Annotated in this window: 12 protein-coding genes; 9 read left to right on the top strand and 3 right to left on the bottom strand. The window is 72.8% G+C overall.

The window, feature by feature from the left end; genetic code table 11:
- Positions 1 to 4 precede the first annotated feature (4 nt).
- From AC3IX6_RS09255 to AC3IX6_RS09225, 7 genes are all read left to right on the top strand, one after another.
- Positions 5 to 691: a response regulator gene (locus tag AC3IX6_RS09255; RefSeq protein WP_250751754.1), complete on the top strand. Its 687-nt coding sequence runs from the start codon at positions 5 to 7 to the stop codon at positions 689 to 691.
- A 246-nt stretch (positions 692 to 937) separates the two neighbouring features.
- Entirely contained in the window at positions 938 to 3,745 is a 2,808-nt protein-coding gene (locus AC3IX6_RS09250) for an FtsK/SpoIIIE family DNA translocase (protein WP_489369739.1), read from the top strand.
- A 204-nt stretch (positions 3,746 to 3,949) separates the two neighbouring features.
- Positions 3,950 to 4,846, top strand: coding sequence for a helix-turn-helix domain-containing protein (locus AC3IX6_RS09245; protein WP_489369738.1), 897 nt, complete (start codon positions 3,950 to 3,952; stop codon positions 4,844 to 4,846).
- Positions 4,847 to 4,971: 125 nt separating this feature from the next.
- The gene (gene rimO, locus AC3IX6_RS09240; protein WP_489369737.1) at positions 4,972 to 6,480 is read left to right on the top strand and encodes a 30S ribosomal protein S12 methylthiotransferase RimO; all 1,509 of its coding nucleotides are present in this window, start codon (positions 4,972 to 4,974) and stop codon (positions 6,478 to 6,480) included.
- Positions 6,477 to 7,133, top strand: a complete 657-nt coding sequence (gene pgsA / locus AC3IX6_RS09235) for a CDP-diacylglycerol--glycerol-3-phosphate 3-phosphatidyltransferase (protein ID WP_250751772.1) — start codon at positions 6,477 to 6,479, stop codon at positions 7,131 to 7,133. Before rimO ends, pgsA begins: the two co-directional genes overlap by 4 nt.
- A gap of 122 nt (positions 7,134 to 7,255) precedes the next feature.
- Positions 7,256 to 7,744 carry a CinA family protein gene (locus AC3IX6_RS09230; protein ID WP_489371384.1) on the top strand — a complete coding sequence of 163 codons (489 nt, stop codon included), beginning with the start codon at positions 7,256 to 7,258 and terminating at the stop codon, positions 7,742 to 7,744.
- A gap of 109 nt (positions 7,745 to 7,853) precedes the next feature.
- Positions 7,854 to 8,231, top strand: coding sequence for a helix-turn-helix domain-containing protein (locus AC3IX6_RS09225; protein ID WP_274549825.1), 378 nt, complete (start codon positions 7,854 to 7,856; stop codon positions 8,229 to 8,231).
- Positions 8,232 to 9,032: 801 nt separating this feature from the next.
- On the opposite strand, the gene AC3IX6_RS09220 is transcribed toward AC3IX6_RS09225, so the two are convergent.
- Together AC3IX6_RS09220 and AC3IX6_RS09215 are read right to left on the bottom strand one after the other, a co-directional pair.
- The gene (locus AC3IX6_RS09220; RefSeq protein WP_489369736.1) at positions 9,033 to 9,800 is read right to left on the bottom strand and encodes an SDR family NAD(P)-dependent oxidoreductase; all 768 of its coding nucleotides are present in this window, start codon (positions 9,798 to 9,800) and stop codon (positions 9,033 to 9,035) included.
- Between the two features lie 36 nt (positions 9,801 to 9,836).
- A complete protein-coding gene (locus AC3IX6_RS09215) occupies positions 9,837 to 10,694 on the bottom strand; it encodes a DNA-formamidopyrimidine glycosylase family protein (protein WP_489369735.1) in 858 nt (285 codons plus the stop codon).
- Between the two features lie 442 nt (positions 10,695 to 11,136).
- On the opposite strand from AC3IX6_RS09215, the gene AC3IX6_RS09210 reads away from it, so the two are divergent.
- A complete protein-coding gene (locus tag AC3IX6_RS09210) occupies positions 11,137 to 11,781 on the top strand; it encodes a dihydrofolate reductase family protein (RefSeq protein WP_489369734.1) in 645 nt (214 codons plus the stop codon).
- Here AC3IX6_RS09210 and AC3IX6_RS09205 read toward each other — a convergent pair whose 3' ends face one another.
- Positions 11,782 to 16,392, bottom strand: coding sequence for an Lhr family ATP-dependent helicase (locus AC3IX6_RS09205; RefSeq protein WP_489369733.1), 4,611 nt, complete (start codon positions 16,390 to 16,392; stop codon positions 11,782 to 11,784).
- Positions 16,393 to 16,472: 80 nt separating this feature from the next.
- Between AC3IX6_RS09205 and AC3IX6_RS09200 the strand changes: the two genes are divergently transcribed.
- Positions 16,473 to 17,321, top strand: coding sequence for an AraC family transcriptional regulator (locus tag AC3IX6_RS09200; RefSeq protein ID WP_489369732.1), 849 nt, complete (start codon positions 16,473 to 16,475; stop codon positions 17,319 to 17,321).
- Positions 17,322 to 17,331: the final 10 nt, after the last annotated feature.

Below are 17,331 nucleotides of genomic sequence, written 5' to 3'. Positions count from 1 at the left end.
GGGCATGGTGCAGAAGGCCAAGATCCTCCTGGTCGACGACCGGCCGGAGAATCTGCTGGCGCTGGAGGCCATCCTCTCCGCGCTCGATCAGACACTGGTCCGGGCGTCGTCGGGGGAGGAAGCGCTCAAGGCGCTGCTGACGGACGACTTCGCGGTCATCCTGCTCGACGTGCAGATGCCGGGCATGGACGGGTTCGAGACGGCCGCGCACATCAAGCGGCGGGAGCGGACCCGGGACATCCCGATCATCTTCCTCACGGCGATCAACCACGGTCCGCACCACACCTTCCGCGGGTACGCGGCGGGCGCGGTGGACTACATCTCCAAGCCCTTCGACCCGTGGGTGCTGCGGGCCAAGGTCTCGGTGTTCGTCGAGCTGTATACGAAGAACTGCCAACTGCGCGAGCAGGCGGCGCTGCTGAGGCTCCAGCTGGAGGGCGGCGGCTCCAACGGCGCGGTGGACGGTTCCAAGGAGACGGCCGGCCTGCTGGCCGAGCTCTCCGCGCGGCTCGCCGCCGTGGAGGAGCAGGCGGAGGCGCTGACCAAGCAGCTCGGTGAAGAAGCGGCCGATCCCTCGGTGGTGGCCACCGCGGCGCACCTGGAGCGCAAGCTCACCGGGCTGCGCCGGGCGCTCGACGCGCTGGAGCCGGGGACCGGCGGCGGGGCTCCCGTACTGCCCGCGCACGGCTGAGTCGTACGGCTGAGTCGTACGGCTGAGTCGTGCGGCTGGGGTTCCCGGCCGCGGAGGCCGCTCGCGACCCGGGAGGGGTGCGTGCGGGCCCGCTTGGCGGGCCGTCAGGTCTGGCGGAGCGTCAGGGCGGGCCGCCGGTACGGGCCGAGCCCGATGGCGTCTCCCACTCCAGACCCGGAACGACACGAACGGGTGAAGGGGTGGGCACGCGTGTCCACCGGCGCGCGCACCGGTAACCTCGGGCGCATGGCCTCAAGTACGTCCGGTAAGGGTTCCCAGAGCACGGCGGGCACCGCGAAGGGCCGCACCGGCCGTACGACGGCGCCGGCGAAGAAGGCTGCCCCAGCGCGCAAGCCGCCCGCCAAGAAGGCGGCTCCCGCCGCCAAGCGCGGCCCCGTCAAGAAGGTCGCGCCGAAGCCCGCGCCGTCCCCCACCGGGGGAGTGCTGCGGCTGGTGCGCGCCTTCTGGCTCGGCATCGCGCACGCGGTCGGCGCGATCTTCCGCGGCATCGGCCAGGGGGCGAAGAACCTCGACCCGGCCCACCGCAAGGACGGCCTCGCCCTGCTGCTGCTCGCGCTCGCGCTGATCGTCGCCGCCGGGACCTGGTCGAACCTGAGCGGGCCCGTCGGAGACCTGGTGACCATGCTGGTCACCGGCGCCTTCGGGCGGCTCGACCTGCTCGTGCCGGTCCTGCTCGGCGTCATGGCGGTACGTTTCATCCGCCATCCCGAACAGGCCGACGCCAACGGCCGCATCGGCATCGGGCTCTCGGCGCTGGTCATCGGCGTCCTGGGGCTGGTGCACATCGCCTGCGGAGCCCCCGGGCGCGACGAGGGCACCACCGCCATGCAGAACGCCGGCGGGCTGATCGGCTGGGGCGCCTCGAAGCCGCTGATCTTCACCATGGGCGCGCCGCTGGCCGTGCCGATGCTGGTGCTGCTCACCGTGTTCGGGCTGCTGGTGGTCACCGCCACCCCCGTCAACGCGATCCCGCAGCGGCTGCGCAGCGCGGGGATCCGCCTCGGGGTCATCGCTCCGAACGAATATGACGACGAGTACGGGGACTCCGCGGGCGCGGCCTCGGCCGCCGCGGACCGGCAGGACCGGCATGACGCCGAGCAGTGGCGGGCCCGTTCCGGCGCTGCCGGGTCCGGAGACCCGGCGGAGGCCGCCGAGGAGGAGGCGCTCGCCCGGCGGCGGCGCCCCCGGCGGGCCGCGGGCCGGCCGGCCATGGACCGCGGGATGGACGCCGTCGACGTGGCCGCGGCGGCCGCCGCGGCGCTGGACGGGGTGGTGTACGGCGGGATGCCGCCCTCCCCGCTGGTCGCCGACCTCACCCAGGGCATCTCGGTGGAGCGCGAAGGTACGGAGATCACCGCTCCGGTCCCGGCGGCCCGGGAGGAGGGGCCGTCCCGCGAGGAGAAGGCCGCCCGGGAGGAGAAGTCCGCCGATGCCGCGGCCCCGCCGCACGACACCACCGCGGCGGCCTCCGGGACGCTGTCGGTTCCCGACCTGACCAAGGCCCCGCCCGAGACCCAGGCGCTGCCGCCCCGCGCGGAGCAGCTCCAGCTGCGCGGGGACATCACGTACTCCCTGCCCTCGCTGGACCTGCTGGAGAAGGGCGGGCCGGGCAAGACCCGCAGCGCCGCGAACGACGCGGTCGTGGCCTCGCTGACGAACGTGTTCATGGAGTTCAAGGTCGACGCGAAGGTCACCGGTTTCACCCGGGGCCCGACGGTGACCCGCTACGAGGTGGAGCTCGGCCCGGCCGTGAAGGTCGAGCGGATCACGGCGCTGGCGAAGAACATCGCCTACGCCGTGGCCTCGCCCGACGTGCGCATCATCAGCCCGATCCCGGGCAAGTCGGCGGTCGGCATCGAGATCCCGAACACCGACCGCGAGATGGTCAACCTGGGGGACGTCCTGCGGCTGGCGGACGCCGCCGAGGACGACCACCCGATGCTGGTGGCGCTCGGCAAGGACGTCGAGGGCGGCTACGTCATGGCCAACCTGGCGAAGATGCCGCACGTCCTGGTCGCCGGAGCCACCGGTTCCGGAAAGTCCTCCTGCATCAACTGCCTGATCACCTCGGTCATGGTGCGGGCCACCCCGGAGGACGTCCGGATGGTGCTCGTGGACCCCAAGCGCGTGGAGCTGACGGCGTACGAGGGCATCCCGCACCTGATCACGCCGATCATCACCAACCCCAAGCGGGCCGCCGAGGCCCTCCAGTGGGTCGTGCGCGAGATGGACCTGCGCTACGACGACCTGGCGGCCTTCGGATACCGGCACATCGACGACTTCAACAAGGCGATCCGCGACGGCAAGATCAAACTGCCGCCGGGCAGCGAGCGGGAGCTCAGCCCGTACCCGTACCTGCTGGTGATCGTCGACGAGCTCGCCGACCTGATGATGGTGGCTCCGCGCGACGTCGAGGACTCGATCGTCCGCATCACCCAGCTGGCCCGCGCGGCCGGCATCCACCTGGTGCTCGCGACCCAGCGGCCCTCGGTGGACGTGGTGACCGGTCTGATCAAGGCGAACGTGCCCTCGCGGCTGGCCTTCGCCACCTCCTCGCTCGCCGACAGCCGGGTCATCCTCGACCAGCCGGGTGCCGAGAAGCTCATCGGCAAGGGCGACGGGCTGTTCCTGCCGATGGGCGCGAACAAGCCGGTGCGCCTCCAGGGCGCCTTCGTCACCGAGGACGAGATCGCCGGGATCGTGCAGCACTGCAAGGACCAGATGGCTCCCGTCTTCCGCAACGACGTGACCGTCGGGCAGAAGCAGAAGAAGGAGATCGACGAGGAGATCGGCGACGACCTGGACCTGCTGTGCCAGGCGGCCGAGCTGGTGGTCTCCACACAGTTCGGGTCCACCTCGATGCTCCAGCGCAAGCTGCGGGTCGGGTTCGCGAAGGCCGGGCGGCTGATGGACCTCATGGAGTCGCGGGGGATCGTCGGACCGAGCGAGGGGTCGAAGGCGCGCGACGTCCTGCTGAAGGCCGACGAGCTGGACGGCGTGCTCGCGGTGATCCGGGGGGAGACTCCCGAGTAATGGGCAAAGGATCGGGGGCAACCGTTTCCCCCGGTCGCGTGTCTAGTTGAGGGAGGTGGCGGTCCGTTCCGGGTCGCCGCACCGGGCGGGAGCCCCTTGGCCATTCGTATGGCGTAGGGAGGCGCCCCTCCGGTTGCTCCACCCTTTCGTCACCCCCCTAGACTGGACTTCCAGCAGGTGGCTACACGCTCGAAAGGCGCCCTCGTGTCCATCGGCAACGCCAACTCCCCCGAAGAAGAGCGGCCTTCGACCGACGACCGGTCCGAGGACCGCCTCGTCGAACGTTCCGTCGAAGAGCCGTCCATCGGGACGGCCCTCAAGAAGGCCCGGATCGCCGCCGGGCTGACTGTCGACGAGGTCAGTTCCACCACCCGCGTGCGCATTCCGATCGTGCACGCGATCGAATCCGACGATTTCACGCGCTGCGGCGGCGATGTCTATGCCCGCGGCCACATCCGTACGCTCGCCCGTGCCGTACGACTCGATCCGGAACCCCTGATCGACAGCTATGACGCGGCCCACGGCGGCCGGCCGGCACCCACCCCCGCCGCGCCGATGTTCGAAGCCGAGCGGATCCGCCCCGAACGGCAGCGGCCCAACTGGACCGCCGCCATGGTCGCCGCCATCGTCGCCGTGATCGGCTTCGTCGGCTTCACGGCCTTCGGCGGCGCCGACGACAAGACCAAGCGGCCGGTGGCGGAGGGTTCCGCCGCGCCGAAGCCCGCACCCACCCCCAACGCGTCCAAGCCCTCGGTCCAGGCGCCGCCGGCGCCGACGGCTCCCAAGCCGGAGCCCTCGGACAGCGCCATCGCCGCCGCGCCCAAGGACCTCGTCACGGTCGTCCTGACGGCCAACGACGGCGAGAGCTGGATCTCGGCCAAGGACCACAGTGGCCGGCTCCTCTTCGACGGCACCCTCGAAGAGGGTCAGTCGAAGACGTTCACGGACAAGGAGTCCATCGACCTGGTGCTCGGCGATGCCGGGGTCGTGACGCTCTTCGTGAACGGCAAGGAGATCAAGGACGAGTTCCAGCCCGGACAGGTGGAACGTCTCACATACACCAAGGACGACCCGCGTCAGGGCCAGGCCCAAGCGGGCTGATCAGCAGGCTGACCAGCAGGGAATAGAACGTTCCGGATCCCCGGGGTGCCGCGCCGCACCCCGGGGATCTTGTCGTCCGGGACGGGAGGCGGGGGCCGGCGCCGGGACGAAGTAGTCTTGAGTCCATGCCCGAACGCCGTACCGTCGCCCTTGTCACTCTTGGCTGCGCCCGTAACGAGGTGGACTCGGAGGAGCTCGCAGGCCGCTTGGCGGCGGATGGCTGGGAGCTCGTCGAGGACGCCGCCGATGCGGACGTAGCCGTCGTCAACACCTGCGGCTTTGTCGAAGCCGCCAAGAAGGACTCCGTAGACGCCCTGCTGGAGGCCAACGATCTCAAGGATCACGGCCGCACGCAGGCCGTCGTAGCCGTCGGCTGTATGGCCGAGCGCTACGGCAAGGAACTTGCCGAAGCGCTCCCCGAGGCCGACGGAGTACTCGGCTTCGACGACTACGCCGACATCTCCGACCGCCTCCAGACCATCCTCAACGGCGGCGTCCACGCCTCGCACACCCCGCGCGACCGGCGCAAGCTGCTGCCGATCAGCCCGGCGCAGCGCCAGGACGCCGACGTGGCGCTCCCGGGGCACGCCCAGTCGACGCCCGTCGAGGAGTCGGCAGCCGCCCCCGAGGACCTTCCGGAGGGCGTCGCGCCCGCCTCCGGTCCGCGTGCGCCCCTGCGCCGCCGCCTGGACAAGAGCCCGGTCGCCTCGGTCAAGCTCGCCTCGGGCTGCGACCGGCGCTGCTCCTTCTGCGCCATCCCGTCCTTCCGCGGCTCCTTCATCTCCCGCCGCCCCAGCGACGTGCTGGGCGAGACGCGCTGGCTCGCGGAGCAGGGCGTCAAGGAGATCATGCTGGTCTCCGAGAACAACACCTCGTACGGCAAGGACCTGGGCGACATCCGCCTGCTGGAGACCCTGCTGCCCGAGCTGGCCGAGGTGGACGGCATCGAGCGCGTCCGCGTCAGCTACCTCCAGCCCGCCGAGATGCGGCCCGGCCTGATCGACGTACTCACCTCGACCCCCAAGGTCGTCCCGTACTTCGACCTCTCCTTCCAGCACTCGGCCCCCGACGTGCTGCGCGCCATGCGCCGCTTCGGTGACACCGACCGGTTCCTGGAACTGCTGGACACCATCCGCAGCAAGGCCCCGACGGCCGGCGTCCGGTCCAACTTCATCGTCGGCTTCCCCGGCGAGAAGGAGTCGGACTTCGCCGAGCTGGAGCGCTTCCTGACCAGCGCGCGGCTCGACGCCATCGGCGTCTTCGGCTACTCCGACGAGGACGGCACCGAGGCCGTCACGTACGAGGACAAGCTGGACGCCGACACCATCGCCGAGCGCCTCGCCCACATGCAGCGCCTCGCCGAGGAGCTCACCTCGCAGCGCGCGGAGGAGCGGATCGGGGAGACGCTGGAGGTGCTCGTCGAGACGGTCGTCCCGATCGACGAGGCCGAGGACGGCGAGGGTGCCTACGGGCGCGCCGCCCACCAGGCACCCGAGACCGACGGCCAGGTCGTCTTCACGGACGGCGCGGGCCTGGTCCCGGGGCGTATCGTCACCGCGAAGGTGGTCGGCACCCTGGGTGTGGACCTCGTGGCGGAGCCCCTGGGCATGGATCTTGAGGAGGCGGCCGGATGACCGGAGCCCCGGCATCTGCGGCGGGCGGGACCGGCCGCCGGCCCGCGCCCGGCGCGAAGCTGGGCGCCGCGGCGGTCAATCAGGCCAGCCTGTGGAACATCGCCAACATCCTGACGATGATCCGGCTGGTCCTGGTGCCGGGATTCGTGATGCTGCTGCTCGCCGACGGGGGCTATGACCCCGTCTGGCGGGCTCTGGCGTGGGCGGCGTTCGCCGTCGCCATGATCACCGACATCTTCGACGGGCATCTGGCCCGTACGTACAACCTGGTCACCGACTTCGGGAAGATCGCCGACCCCATCGCCGACAAGGCGATCATGGGGTCGGCATTGGTGTGTCTGTCCTGGCTCGGCGATCTGCCCTGGTGGGTCACCGGGGTGATCCTCGGCCGGGAACTCGGGATCACGCTCATGCGTTTCTGGGTCATCAGGTACGGAGTGATTCCGGCGAGCCGGGGCGGGAAGCTGAAGACCCTGGCCCAGGGCACGGCCGTGGGCATGTACGTGCTCGCGCTGACCGGGCCGCTGGCGACGCTGCGGTTCTGGGTGATGGCGGTCGCCGTCGTCCTGACCGTCGTCACCGGTTTGGACTACATCCGCCAGGCCGTCGTGCTCCGGCGCAAGGGTCTCGCCGCGGAGCGTGCCGCGCGGTGAACCTGCCGGGGGATGACGCGGTGCTGCAAGAGACGGGCGGTTCTTCGGTGGCCGGTGAAGCCGCGCGGAATGCCGAAGGCGCCGCAGGAGGTGCTGAGGACAGTGGGGCGGTTGCGGCCGATGTGTTGCGACTCCTCGCGGAGAGTAACGGTACGGTTGCGGTTGCGGAGTCGCTGACCGGCGGCATGGTGGCCGCGGAGCTCACGGCCGTGCCGGGAGCCTCCAAGTCCTTCCGCGGGTCGGTCACGGCCTACGCGACCGAGCTGAAGCACCAGGTGCTGGGCGTGGACGCCGGGCTCCTCGAGGCCGAAGGCGCGGTGAACCCGCAGGTCGCGGAGGAGATGGCGGCCGGAGTGCGGCGTGTGCTCGGCGCCTCCTGGGGCATCGCGACCACCGGAGTGGCCGGTCCCGAACCGCAGGACGGGCAGCCGGTGGGCACCGTTTTCATCGCCGTCGCGGGTCCCGGGGGCAGGAAAACGGCCCGGCTGAGGTTGAAAGGCTCCCGCGCGGAAATCCGTAGGGAGAGTGCACGGACAGTGCTCGAGCTGCTCGCGAGCGAACTCCGCGAGAATCTGCGGGGGCAGGATACGGAACAGGACGGGGGGATTTGATGTTTGCAGCCCTGAGTGAACACGACATCGCTCCCCGCACGGCCGCCGCGCGAGGCGGTACGGTGGGGCGTGAAGGTTACGGCTACACGGTCAGAGGAGGGAGCCACCGATGATTCTGCTCCGTCGCCTGCTGGGTGACGTGCTGCGTCGGCAGCGCCAGCGCCAGGGCCGTACTCTGCGCGAAGTCTCCTCGTCCGCCCGAGTTTCGCTCGGCTATCTCTCCGAGGTGGAGCGGGGGCAGAAGGAGGCATCTTCCGAGCTGCTCTCCGCGATCTGCGACGCGCTTGACGTACGGATGTCAGAGCTGATGCGGGAAGTCAGCGACGAGCTTTCGCTCGCCGAGCTGGCCCAGTCCGCCGCGGCGAGCGAACCGGTGTCCGCACCGGTCCGCCCGATGCTCAATTCGGTATCCGTGGCCTCGGTCACGGGACCGGAACGGGTGACCATCAAGGCACCCGTGGAAGCGGTGAACGTCGTAGCCGCGTGATGCGTGCGTGAGCGAAGGCCTGCGCGCGCGAGTGTACGTGTGCGTGCGTGTGTGCTGAGCGTATGAGTGTGGCCGGAGCCCCGGCCGGTGCCCTTGGGTGCCGGCCGGGGCTCCTTGCCGTTCAGGGTGCGGAAGTGGCTCCGGTGGGCGCGCGGGTGGCGTTCCGGCGTCGGCGCGAGGGGGTGCGGGTGCGGGCGGGGTGCGGGAGGATGGGCCCGTTCGGGTCTCCGGCCCCTGGAGGTGGCCGTGCGGCGGTTGCTGGGTATACCCGTGGGTCTGGCCCTCGCGCTGTCGGTGGGCGTCCTGTGGTGGTGGGCCGTGCTGCGGCTCGTGCTGGCACCGGCCGAGGCCGGGCCGGTGGAGGGGGCGGTCGCTGTCGGCGGGTGGGGGCTGGGGTTGCTGCCCGTGCACTGTGTGCCGGGGCCGGTGGGTGGCCGTCGTCGCCGTGGGGCGGCGGGTGGGCGTGGTGCGGCGGATGGGTGTGGTGCCGCGGGTGGTCGTGGGGGCGGGGGCGGAGCCGGGGGTGGCGGCGGAGTCGCCGGCAACGGCGGGGAGCGGGCTGCTGCGGGGTCTGTGGCTTCCGGGGAGCCGGGCGTGGTGCCGCCGGGGGGCGGGGAGCCAGGGGCGGGGTCGTCGGGGTCGTCGGGGGCTTGGTGAGCTGGGGCTGGTCATTGGGTGACGCGTGACCCGTGATGGATTTCGGGTCGGGTGGCCGGGGCCGGGTGGCCTGGGCCGGGGTGTCGAGTGTTCGGGTGGCTGAGGCCCGGGTGTCCGGGTGGTGGGTGGTTCCGGGGTGGTGGGTTACCAGGGCATGGAGACTCCTCCGTTCGGGCGAAGGATCTGGCCCGTCATGAAGGACGAGGCGTCCGAGGCGAGGTAGAGCACTGCCTGGGCTATGTCCTCGGGCTCGCCCACGCGGCGCAGCGGGGACATCCGCGTCATCATCGCCTCGGTCTGCTCCTGGACCTCGGGGCTGTGCCGGCCGGTCATCGGGGTGCGGATCCAGCCGGGCGCGACGGCGTTGACGCGGATGCCGTGCGGGCCGGCCTCGGTGGCGAGGGTCTTGGTCAGCTGCACGACGGCGGCCTTGGCAGCGCTGTAGCAGAGCAGGCCGGGCTGGGCGGCGTCCACGGCGCCGGAGGCCATGGTGATGATCGAACCGGGCCGGCCGGCCGCGATCATGGCGCGGGCCGCCTCCTGGCAGGTGCGCAGCACCCCCTTGAAGTTGATTTCCAGGACCCGGTCCAGGTCCTCGTCGGACGTCTCCAGGACGCTGCTGCTGTGCATGATCCCGGCGATCGCGGCGGTGATGTCGAGCGGGCCGGCCTGCGATATCGCCGCCCTGATCGCGGCACGGTCGGTCACGTCGAGGGGGTGGGCGGTGGCCCGGCCGCCGGCCTTGGTGACGAGCTCGACGGTCTCGTCGAGGCCCTGGGCATCGCGGTCCGCGCAGTGCACGGCGGCTCCGGCCTCGGCGAGGAGTACGGCGGTGGCCCGGCCGATGCCGCTGGCGGCGCCGGTGATCAGAGCGGTGCGGCCGGTGAGTTCGTACGCGCTGGGTGTAGGCATGCGGGGACGGTACGACCGGATCTGACGGGGCGTCAACTAAGGCGTCGGGCCGGATTGGCAACGGGGACACCAGTACGTGGGGCGGTCGTCCTGGGGAGCCTCGCGGACGGGGGTGCCGCAGCGCAGGCAGGGGCGGTGGGCGCGGCCGTAGACGAACAGGTCCTGGCCGGGGCGGCGGCTGCCGGTGGTGTTGCGGTGGCGGGCCTTGTTCGCGTCGAGGAGCCGGTGCGCGGCGGCGGCGAGGCGGGGGAGGTTGCCGGGCGGCAGATCGCCCACCGGGGTCCAGGGGGTGACCTGGGCGAGGAAGCAGAGCTCGGCCTTGTAGATGTTGCCGATGCCGGCCAGGTTGCGCTGGTCGAGGAGGGCTTCGCCCAGGGGGCGGGCGGGGGCGGCGAGGAGGTTCGCGGCGGCGACCTCCTCGTCCCAGTCGGGACCTAGGAGGTCGGGGCCGAGGTGGCCGACGACGCGGTGTTCGTCGGCGGTGCGGAGCAGTTCGACGACGGGGAGGCGGTAGCCGACGGCGGTGTGGGTGGTGGTGCCGAGGATGACGCGGATTTCGTGGGCGGGGCCGGGTGGGCGGGGTGGGGTGCGGGTTCCGGGGCCGGGGCTGGGGCTGGGGCTGGGGAGGATGCGCCAGGTGCCGTCCATGCGGAGGTGGGTGTGGAGGGTGAGGAGGGGGTGGGTGGCCCCTGGGCCGGTGTCTTCGGTGGGTGCCGATTGGCCGAAGCGGATGAGGAGGTGCTTGCCCCGGGGGACGACGGCGAGGGTGGTGAAGCCGGTGAGGTCTGCGGTGGCGAAGCGGGGGACGCGGAGGTCGGAGCGGGTGAGTTCCCTGCCCGCGAGGGCTTCGCGGAGCCGGGCCGCGGCGCGGTAGACGGAGTCTCCTTCGGGCATGCGTCCATTCTCCTGCGGGGGCGGGCCGGCGGGCCGTCGGGCCGGGCGGGCCGGGCGGGCCGGCGGGGTGCGGCCGGGCGGGGCGCCGCGGCGTGGTGGATGCTCCCCGCCCCGCCCTTCCTCCGTTCCCCGGGGCTTCGCCCCGGACCCCGGTTCTGGGCTCTGCCCCGGGTGCCCCGGTTCCGGACTCGGGTTCTGGACCCGGTTCTGGGCTCTGCCCCGGGTGCCCCGGTTCCGGACTCGGGTTCTGGACCCGGTTCTGGGCTCCGCCTCGGGTGCCCCGGTTCCGGGCCCCGTTGCGGGCTCCGGGCCTTGGCCCGGTGGCTTGGGGGATCCTCGAGCGGCAGTGTTTGTCTCGATGCTGCGGAGGCAGCGATGAGTTTGCCCGGTTCGGAGAGTCTCACCTCTCACCACTGGTATCGCGATCACAGGAGGAACGCACGTGGCTCAGCTGCTGAGGGTCCAGAACTTCAACGTCTCGAGTGACGGGATCGGTGCCGGTGAGGACCAGACCCTGGAGAGGCCGTTCGGTCATGTCGATCCCGGGAGGCTGTTCTCCTGGTGCGGCGCCACCGCGAGCTGGCCGATGCGCACCGACCCCGGTGGCAGCCGGGGCCTCGACGACTACTTCACGCGGGACTTCGCACACAACATCGGCGCCGAGATCATGGGCCGCAACAAGTTCGGGCCCGTGCGCGGGCCCTGGCAGGACCATGAGTGGCAGGGCTGGTGGGGTGACGAGCCCCCGTTCCACTCTCCGGTGTTCGTCATGACCCACCACGAGCGACCTTCGTTCACGCTCTCCGACACCACGTTCCACTTCGTCGACGCAGACCCTGCCGCGGTCCTCGCTCAGGCCCGGGAGGCGGCGCGGGGGAAGGACGTCCGACTCGGCGGCGGGGTCACCACCATCAGGCAGTTCCTCGACGCCGACCTCGTCGACACCCTGCACGTGGCGGTCTCGCCGGTGAAGCTCGGGTCCGGACTACGGCTCTGGGAGTCCCCGGACGAGCTCCTCGACCGGTTCCACCTGGACGTCGTGCCCAGCCCGAGCGGGGTGACCCACCACCTGTTCTGGCGAAAGTGATCAGTGGCGCAGGCGGAGGCCCTGGGGGGTGGCGTGGAAGCCGGAGGCTTCTGTGGGTGGGGCGTAGGGGGAGGTGAGGGAGGGGGCGGCGTTGATGCGTTCCACCGTGAGGGTGGGGAGGGTGCCGTTGCGGGAGGCCGTGGTGAGGGCCGTGAGGGCGGCTGTGAGGCGGGGGTCTTCCGGGTCGGGCCAGGCGAGGAGGGTTTTGCCGCCGCGCTCCAGGTAGAGGGTGAGCTCGCCGTCGACCAGGACCACCAGGGAGCCCGCCTTGCGGCCCGGCTTGTGGGTGGAGCCGGTGGGGGGCTCCGGCCAGGGGAGGGCGGCGCCGTAGGCGTTGGCCGGGTCGGCGGCGGCGAGGACCACCGCGGCGAGAGGCGGCGGGGTGCGCTCGGCGGCGCGGAGGCGGTCGACCGCGCCGTCCATGGCGAACTGGGCCGCGCCCAGGCCTTCGACCACGTAGCCCCTGCGCGCCTGGCCGCTGTCCTCGAAGGCGGAGAGGATGCGGTAGACCGCGCTGAAGCCGCCTTCCACGCCTTCCGCCGCCACCGCGCCCCGGGTCACCACCCCGTGGCGGTCCAGCAGGGTGCGGGCCAGGGCGTGGGCGCGGTGGGTCGGGTCCGGGGCGTGGACCGGGAGCAGGGACCAGCGGCCCGACACCGTGGGCGGTCCCGTACGGGAGGAAGGGCCGGTGAGGGTGCCGTAGCGGCCGCGGGGGATCGTACGGCGGGCGCGGTGGGCGGTGGCGCCCGCCGTGCGGCCCGAGCCGAGGAGGGAGCGCAGGGGGGCCAGGGTGTCGTTGGTCAGGCGGCCCGACCACGCCAGGTCCCAGACGGCGGAGGAGAGGTCCGCGTCCGAGGCGTCCGGGTACTGGGCGCGGGCCCGGTCGGTGAGCTGGCGGAAGAACAGGCCGTAGCCGCCGGAGAGGGCGGAGAGGACCGCTTCGTGGAGCGGGGTGAGCTCCAGGGGGTGCGGCGGGGGGAGGAGCAGGGGGGCCGCCTCCGCGAGGTAGAGGGAGACCCAGCCGTCCTTGCCCGGCAGGGCGCCCGCCCCGGCCCAGACGACCTCGCCGGTGGTGGTGAGCTCGTCCAGGAGGGTCGGGGAGTAGCCCGCCACGCGGGAGGGGAGGATCAGGCGTTCGAGGGCGGAGGCGGGAACCGCGGCGCCCTGGAGCTGTTCGATCGCGCGGGCCAGCCCGTCGATGCCGCGCAGGGCTCCGCCCAGGTGCTGCCACTGCGGGAGGAAGGTGGCGAGGGAGGCGGGAGGGACCGGCTCCAACTCCTGGCGCAGCGCGGCGAGGGAGCGGCGCCGTAGCCTGCGGAGAACGGTGGCGTCGCACCATTCCTGGCCGATGCCCGCCGGGTGGAACTCGCCCTGCACCACCCGGCCGGCCGCCGCGAGCCGGTGCAGTGCGCCGTCCGTCACGGCCGTGCCCAGCCCGAAGCGGGCGGCGGCGGTGACCGTGGTGAAGGGGCCGTGGGTACGGGCGTACCGGGCCAGGAGGTCGCCGAGGGGGTCCTTCACCGGCTCGGTGAACGCCTCCGGGACGCCCACGGGGAGCGCCGTGCCCAGCGCGTCGCGCAGCCGGCCGGCGTCCTCGATGGCCGCCCAGTGGTCCTCGCCGGCGATCCGGACCCGGATCGCCCGGCGGGAGGCGGCGAGGGACTGCGCCCACTGCGGTTCCGCGCCGCGGGCGGCCAGGTCCGCCGGGGTGAGGGGGCCCAGCAGGCGCAGCAGGTCGGCCACCGACTCGGCGTCCTTGGCCCGCCGGTCCTCGGTCAGCCACTGGAGCTCCCGCTCCAGCTCCGTCAGCACCTCCGCGTCGAGCAGTTCGCGGAGCTCGGCCTGGCCGAGCAGCTCGGCCAGCAGCCGGGAGTCCAGCGACAGCGCGGCCGCCCTGCGCTCGGCGAGCGGCGAGTCGCCCTCGTAGAGGAACTGGGCGACGTACCCGAAGAGGAGGGAGCGGGCGAAGGGGGAGGGCTCGGGCGTCGTGACCTCGACGAGGCGGACCCGGCGCGCCTCGATGTCGCCCATCAGCTCGGTCAGGCCCGGCACGTCGAAGACGTCCTGCAGGCATTCCCGTACGGCTTCCAGCACGATCGGGAACGAACCGAACTCGGAGGCCACCTGGAGCAGTTGGGAGGCGCGCTGGCGCTGCTGCCACAGGGGGGTGCGCTTGCCGGGATTGCGGCGCGGGAGCAGCAGGGCGCGGGCCGCGCACTCGCGGAAGCGGGAGGCGAACAGGGCGGAGCCGCCCACCTGGTCGGTGACGATCTGCTGGATGTCGCCGTGGTCGAAGGCCACGTCCGCCGCGCCGAGCGGGGGCTTCTCGTCGTCGAAGTCGAAGGAGGCGGAGGAGGACCCTCGTGCCGGGTCGTGGTCCAGCAGGTCCAGGTCCAGGTCCATGTTCAGCAGGTCCGCGTCCGGGAGGCGGAGCACGATGCCGTCGTCGGCGTGCATGACCTGCGCGTCCATCCCGTACCGCTCGGAGAGACGGGCGCCGAGCGCCAGCGCCCAGGGGGCGTGGACCTGGGCGCCGAAGGGGGAGTGGACGACGACCCGCCAGTCGCCGAGCTCGTCGCGGAACCGCTCGACGACGATGGTCCGGTCGTCCGGTACGTGGCCGCAGGCCTCGCGCTGCTCGGCGAGGTAGGACAGGACGTTCTCGGCGGCCCAGGCGTCCAGGCCCGCCGCCAGCAGGCGCAGCCGGGCGTCCTCTGCGGTGAGGCCGCCGAGCTCGCGCAGGAAGGCGCCGACCGCGCGGCCCAGCTCCAGCGGACGGCCCAGCTGGTCGCCCTTCCAGAACGGGAGGCGCCCCGGGACCCCGGGGGCGGGGGTGACCAGGACGCGGTCGCGGGTGATGTCCACGATCCGCCAGGAGGTGGTGCCGAGGGTGAAGACGTCGCCGATGCGGGACTCGTAGACCATCTCCTCGTCGAGCTCGCCGACCCGGCCGCCGCCCTTCTTGGGGTCGGAGCCGGCCAGGAAGACGCCGAAGAGCCCGCGGTCCGGGATGGTCCCGCCGGAGGTGACGGCGAGGCGCTGGGCGCCGGGCCGGCCGGTGATCGTACCGGCGACGCGGTCCCAGACGACGCGTGGTCTGAGCTCGGCGAACGCGTCCGACGGATAGCGGCCGGCCAGCATGTCCAGCACCGCCGTGAACGCCGAGTCGGGCAGCGCCGCGAAGGGGGCCGCCCGGCGCACCAGGGCGAGCAGGTCGTCCAGCTGCCAGGTGTCCATCGCGGTCATCGCGACGAGCTGCTGGGCGAGGACGTCCAGCGGGTTGGAGGGGATCCGCAGGGATTCGATCGAGCCCGTGCGCATCCGCTCGGTGACCACGGCCGCCTGGACGAGGTCGCCCCGGTACTTGGGGAAGACGACTCCGGTGGAGACCGCGCCCACTTGGTGCCCGGCCCGGCCCACCCGCTGCAGCCCGGAGGCCACCGACGGCGGGGACTCCACCTGGATGACGAGGTCCACCGCGCCCATGTCGATGCCGAGCTCCAGACTGGAGGTGGCGACCACGGCGGGCAGCCGGCCCGCCTTCAAGTCCTCCTCCACCAGCGCCCGCTGCTCCTTGGAGACCGAGCCGTGGTGGGCGCGGGCCAGCAGCGGCGGGGCACCCTGGGCGGCGCCCGACTGGGCCATGATCTCGGCCGGGGGCGGGCCCTCGGGCAGCGGGCCGCCGGTGGCCCGCTCGTACGCGATCTCGTTGAGCCGGTTGCACAGGCGCTCGGCGAGGCGGCGGGAGTTGGCGAACACGATGGTGGACCGGTGGGCCTGGACCAGATCGGCGATCCGCTCCTCCACATGCGGCCAGATGGAGGGCTTGTCACCGCCCTCCTTGCCCTCGGTGGCGGGGGAGCCGCCCAACTCGCCCATGTCCTGGACCGGGACGACCACCGACAGGTCGAACTCCTTGGTCGAGGGCGGCTGGACGATCTCCACCTTGCCGCGCGGAGCGAGGTAGCGGGCCACCTCCTCCACCGGGCGGACCGTCGCCGACAGGCCGATCCGGCGGGCGGGACGGGGCAGCAGCTCGTCCAACCGCTCCAGGGACAGCGCGAGATGGGCTCCGCGCTTGGTCCCGGCGACCGCGTGCACCTCGTCCAGGATCACCGTCTCGATCCCGGCCAGGGCCTCGCGGGCCGCCGAGGTCAGCATCAGGAACAGCGACTCGGGCGTGGTGATCAGGATGTCCGGCGGCCGGGTCACCAGCGCCCGCCGCTCGGCCGGCGGGGTGTCGCCGGAGCGGATGCCGACCCGGATCTCGGGCTCGGGCAGGCCCAGGCGCACCGATTCCTGCCGGATACCGGTCAGCGGGCTGCGGAGATTGCGCTCCACGTCCACCGCCAGGGCCTTCAGGGGCGAGATGTACAGCACCCGGCAGCGCTTCTTCGTCTCCGCCGGGGGCGGGGTCGAGGCGAGCTGGTCGAGGGCGGCGAGGAAGGCGGCCAGGGTCTTGCCGGAGCCGGTGGGGGCCACCACCAGCACGTCCGAGCCCGCCCCGATGGCCCGCCAGGCGCCTTCCTGGGCGGAGGTGGGCGAGACGAAGGCCCCCGTGAACCAGGAACGGGTCGCGGGGGAGAACGAGTCGAGCGCGGTACCGGACATGCCCCCATCGTGCACCCGCCCACTGACAACCGGCCGGACCTGTGGAAACACCCCGGCCGGACCGGGCGCAGAATGGGGGGATGGGGAGCGGCACGGGAGCGGACGAGGGCCGCCGGGAGTGGGCGCGGCACTGGCAGTACGCGGAACTGCCCGGGCTGGACCTCCTGCGCGCCCACTACGTGCGCCACACCTTTCCGCGCCACGCCCACGACGGGTACGTCATCGCGGCCGTCACCGGCGGCGTCGAGGAGATCGGCCTGCCGGGGGACACCCTGCGCGCCGGGCCCGGCAGCGTGGTCCTGATCAACCCCGAGGTCCCGCACACCGCCCGCGCCGGGGTCCCCGAGGGCTGGGCCTACGCCACCCTCTACCCCTCCCGGGCGCTGATCGCCGAGGTCGCCACCGAGATCGGGACCCTGCGCGGGACCCCCGGCTTCACCGCCGACATGGTCGCCGACCCGCAGGCCTCCCGGGCCATCACCGAGGTCCACCGGGCCGCCGAGGCCGGCAACGCGCTGGCCGCCGACACGCTGCTGCGCGGGGTGGTGGCCCGGATGCTGACCCGGCACGCCGGGCCGCTGCCCGCCCGGACGGCGGGCCGCGCGGGGGCCGCCGACGCGGAGCGGGCCCGGGCCGTACTGGAGGAACGGATGGCGGAGCCGCCGTCCCTGGAGCAGCTCGCGGCGGAGCTGGGCACGAGCCCCTTCGCCCTGCTGCGGGCCTTCCGGGACCGGTACGGCATGCCCCCGCACACCTGGCTGACCGATGCCCGGGTCCGGCGGGCGCGGCGGCTGCTCGACGCGGGGATCCCGCCGGCGGAGGCGGCCGTCACCGTCGGCTTCACCGACCAGCCGCACCTGAACCGGCACTTCACCCGCATCGTGGGGGTGCCGCCGGGCGCGTACCGGCGGGGGCGGGCGGCCGGTTAGGGTCCGGATC

This window comes from Streptomyces sp. GL_141, assembly GCF_057834385.1.
The sequence above is the reverse complement of the archived record's forward strand: the minus strand, read 5'-3'. Positions and strand labels throughout refer to the sequence as shown.

Excerpts from the sequence above, each read along its gene's own strand:
- AC3IX6_RS09255 (WP_250751754.1), top strand. The coding sequence starts at position 5 with ATGGTGCAGAAGGCCAAGATCCTCCTGGTCGACGACCGGCCGGAGAAT.
- AC3IX6_RS09250 (WP_489369739.1), top strand. The coding sequence starts at position 938 with ATGGCCTCAAGTACGTCCGGTAAGGGTTCCCAGAGCACGGCGGGCACC.
- rimO (WP_489369737.1), top strand. The coding sequence starts at position 4,972 with ATGCCCGAACGCCGTACCGTCGCCCTTGTCACTCTTGGCTGCGCCCGT.
- pgsA (WP_250751772.1), top strand. The coding sequence starts at position 6,477 with ATGACCGGAGCCCCGGCATCTGCGGCGGGCGGGACCGGCCGCCGGCCC.
- AC3IX6_RS09225 (WP_274549825.1), top strand. The coding sequence starts at position 7,854 with ATGATTCTGCTCCGTCGCCTGCTGGGTGACGTGCTGCGTCGGCAGCGC.
- AC3IX6_RS09220 (WP_489369736.1), bottom strand. The coding sequence starts at position 9,800 with ATGCCTACACCCAGCGCGTACGAACTCACCGGCCGCACCGCTCTGATC.
- AC3IX6_RS09215 (WP_489369735.1), bottom strand. The coding sequence starts at position 10,694 with ATGCCCGAAGGAGACTCCGTCTACCGCGCCGCGGCCCGGCTCCGCGAA.
- AC3IX6_RS09205 (WP_489369733.1), bottom strand. The coding sequence starts at position 16,392 with ATGTCCGGTACCGCGCTCGACTCGTTCTCCCCCGCGACCCGTTCCTGG.
- AC3IX6_RS09200 (WP_489369732.1), top strand. The coding sequence starts at position 16,473 with ATGGGGAGCGGCACGGGAGCGGACGAGGGCCGCCGGGAGTGGGCGCGG.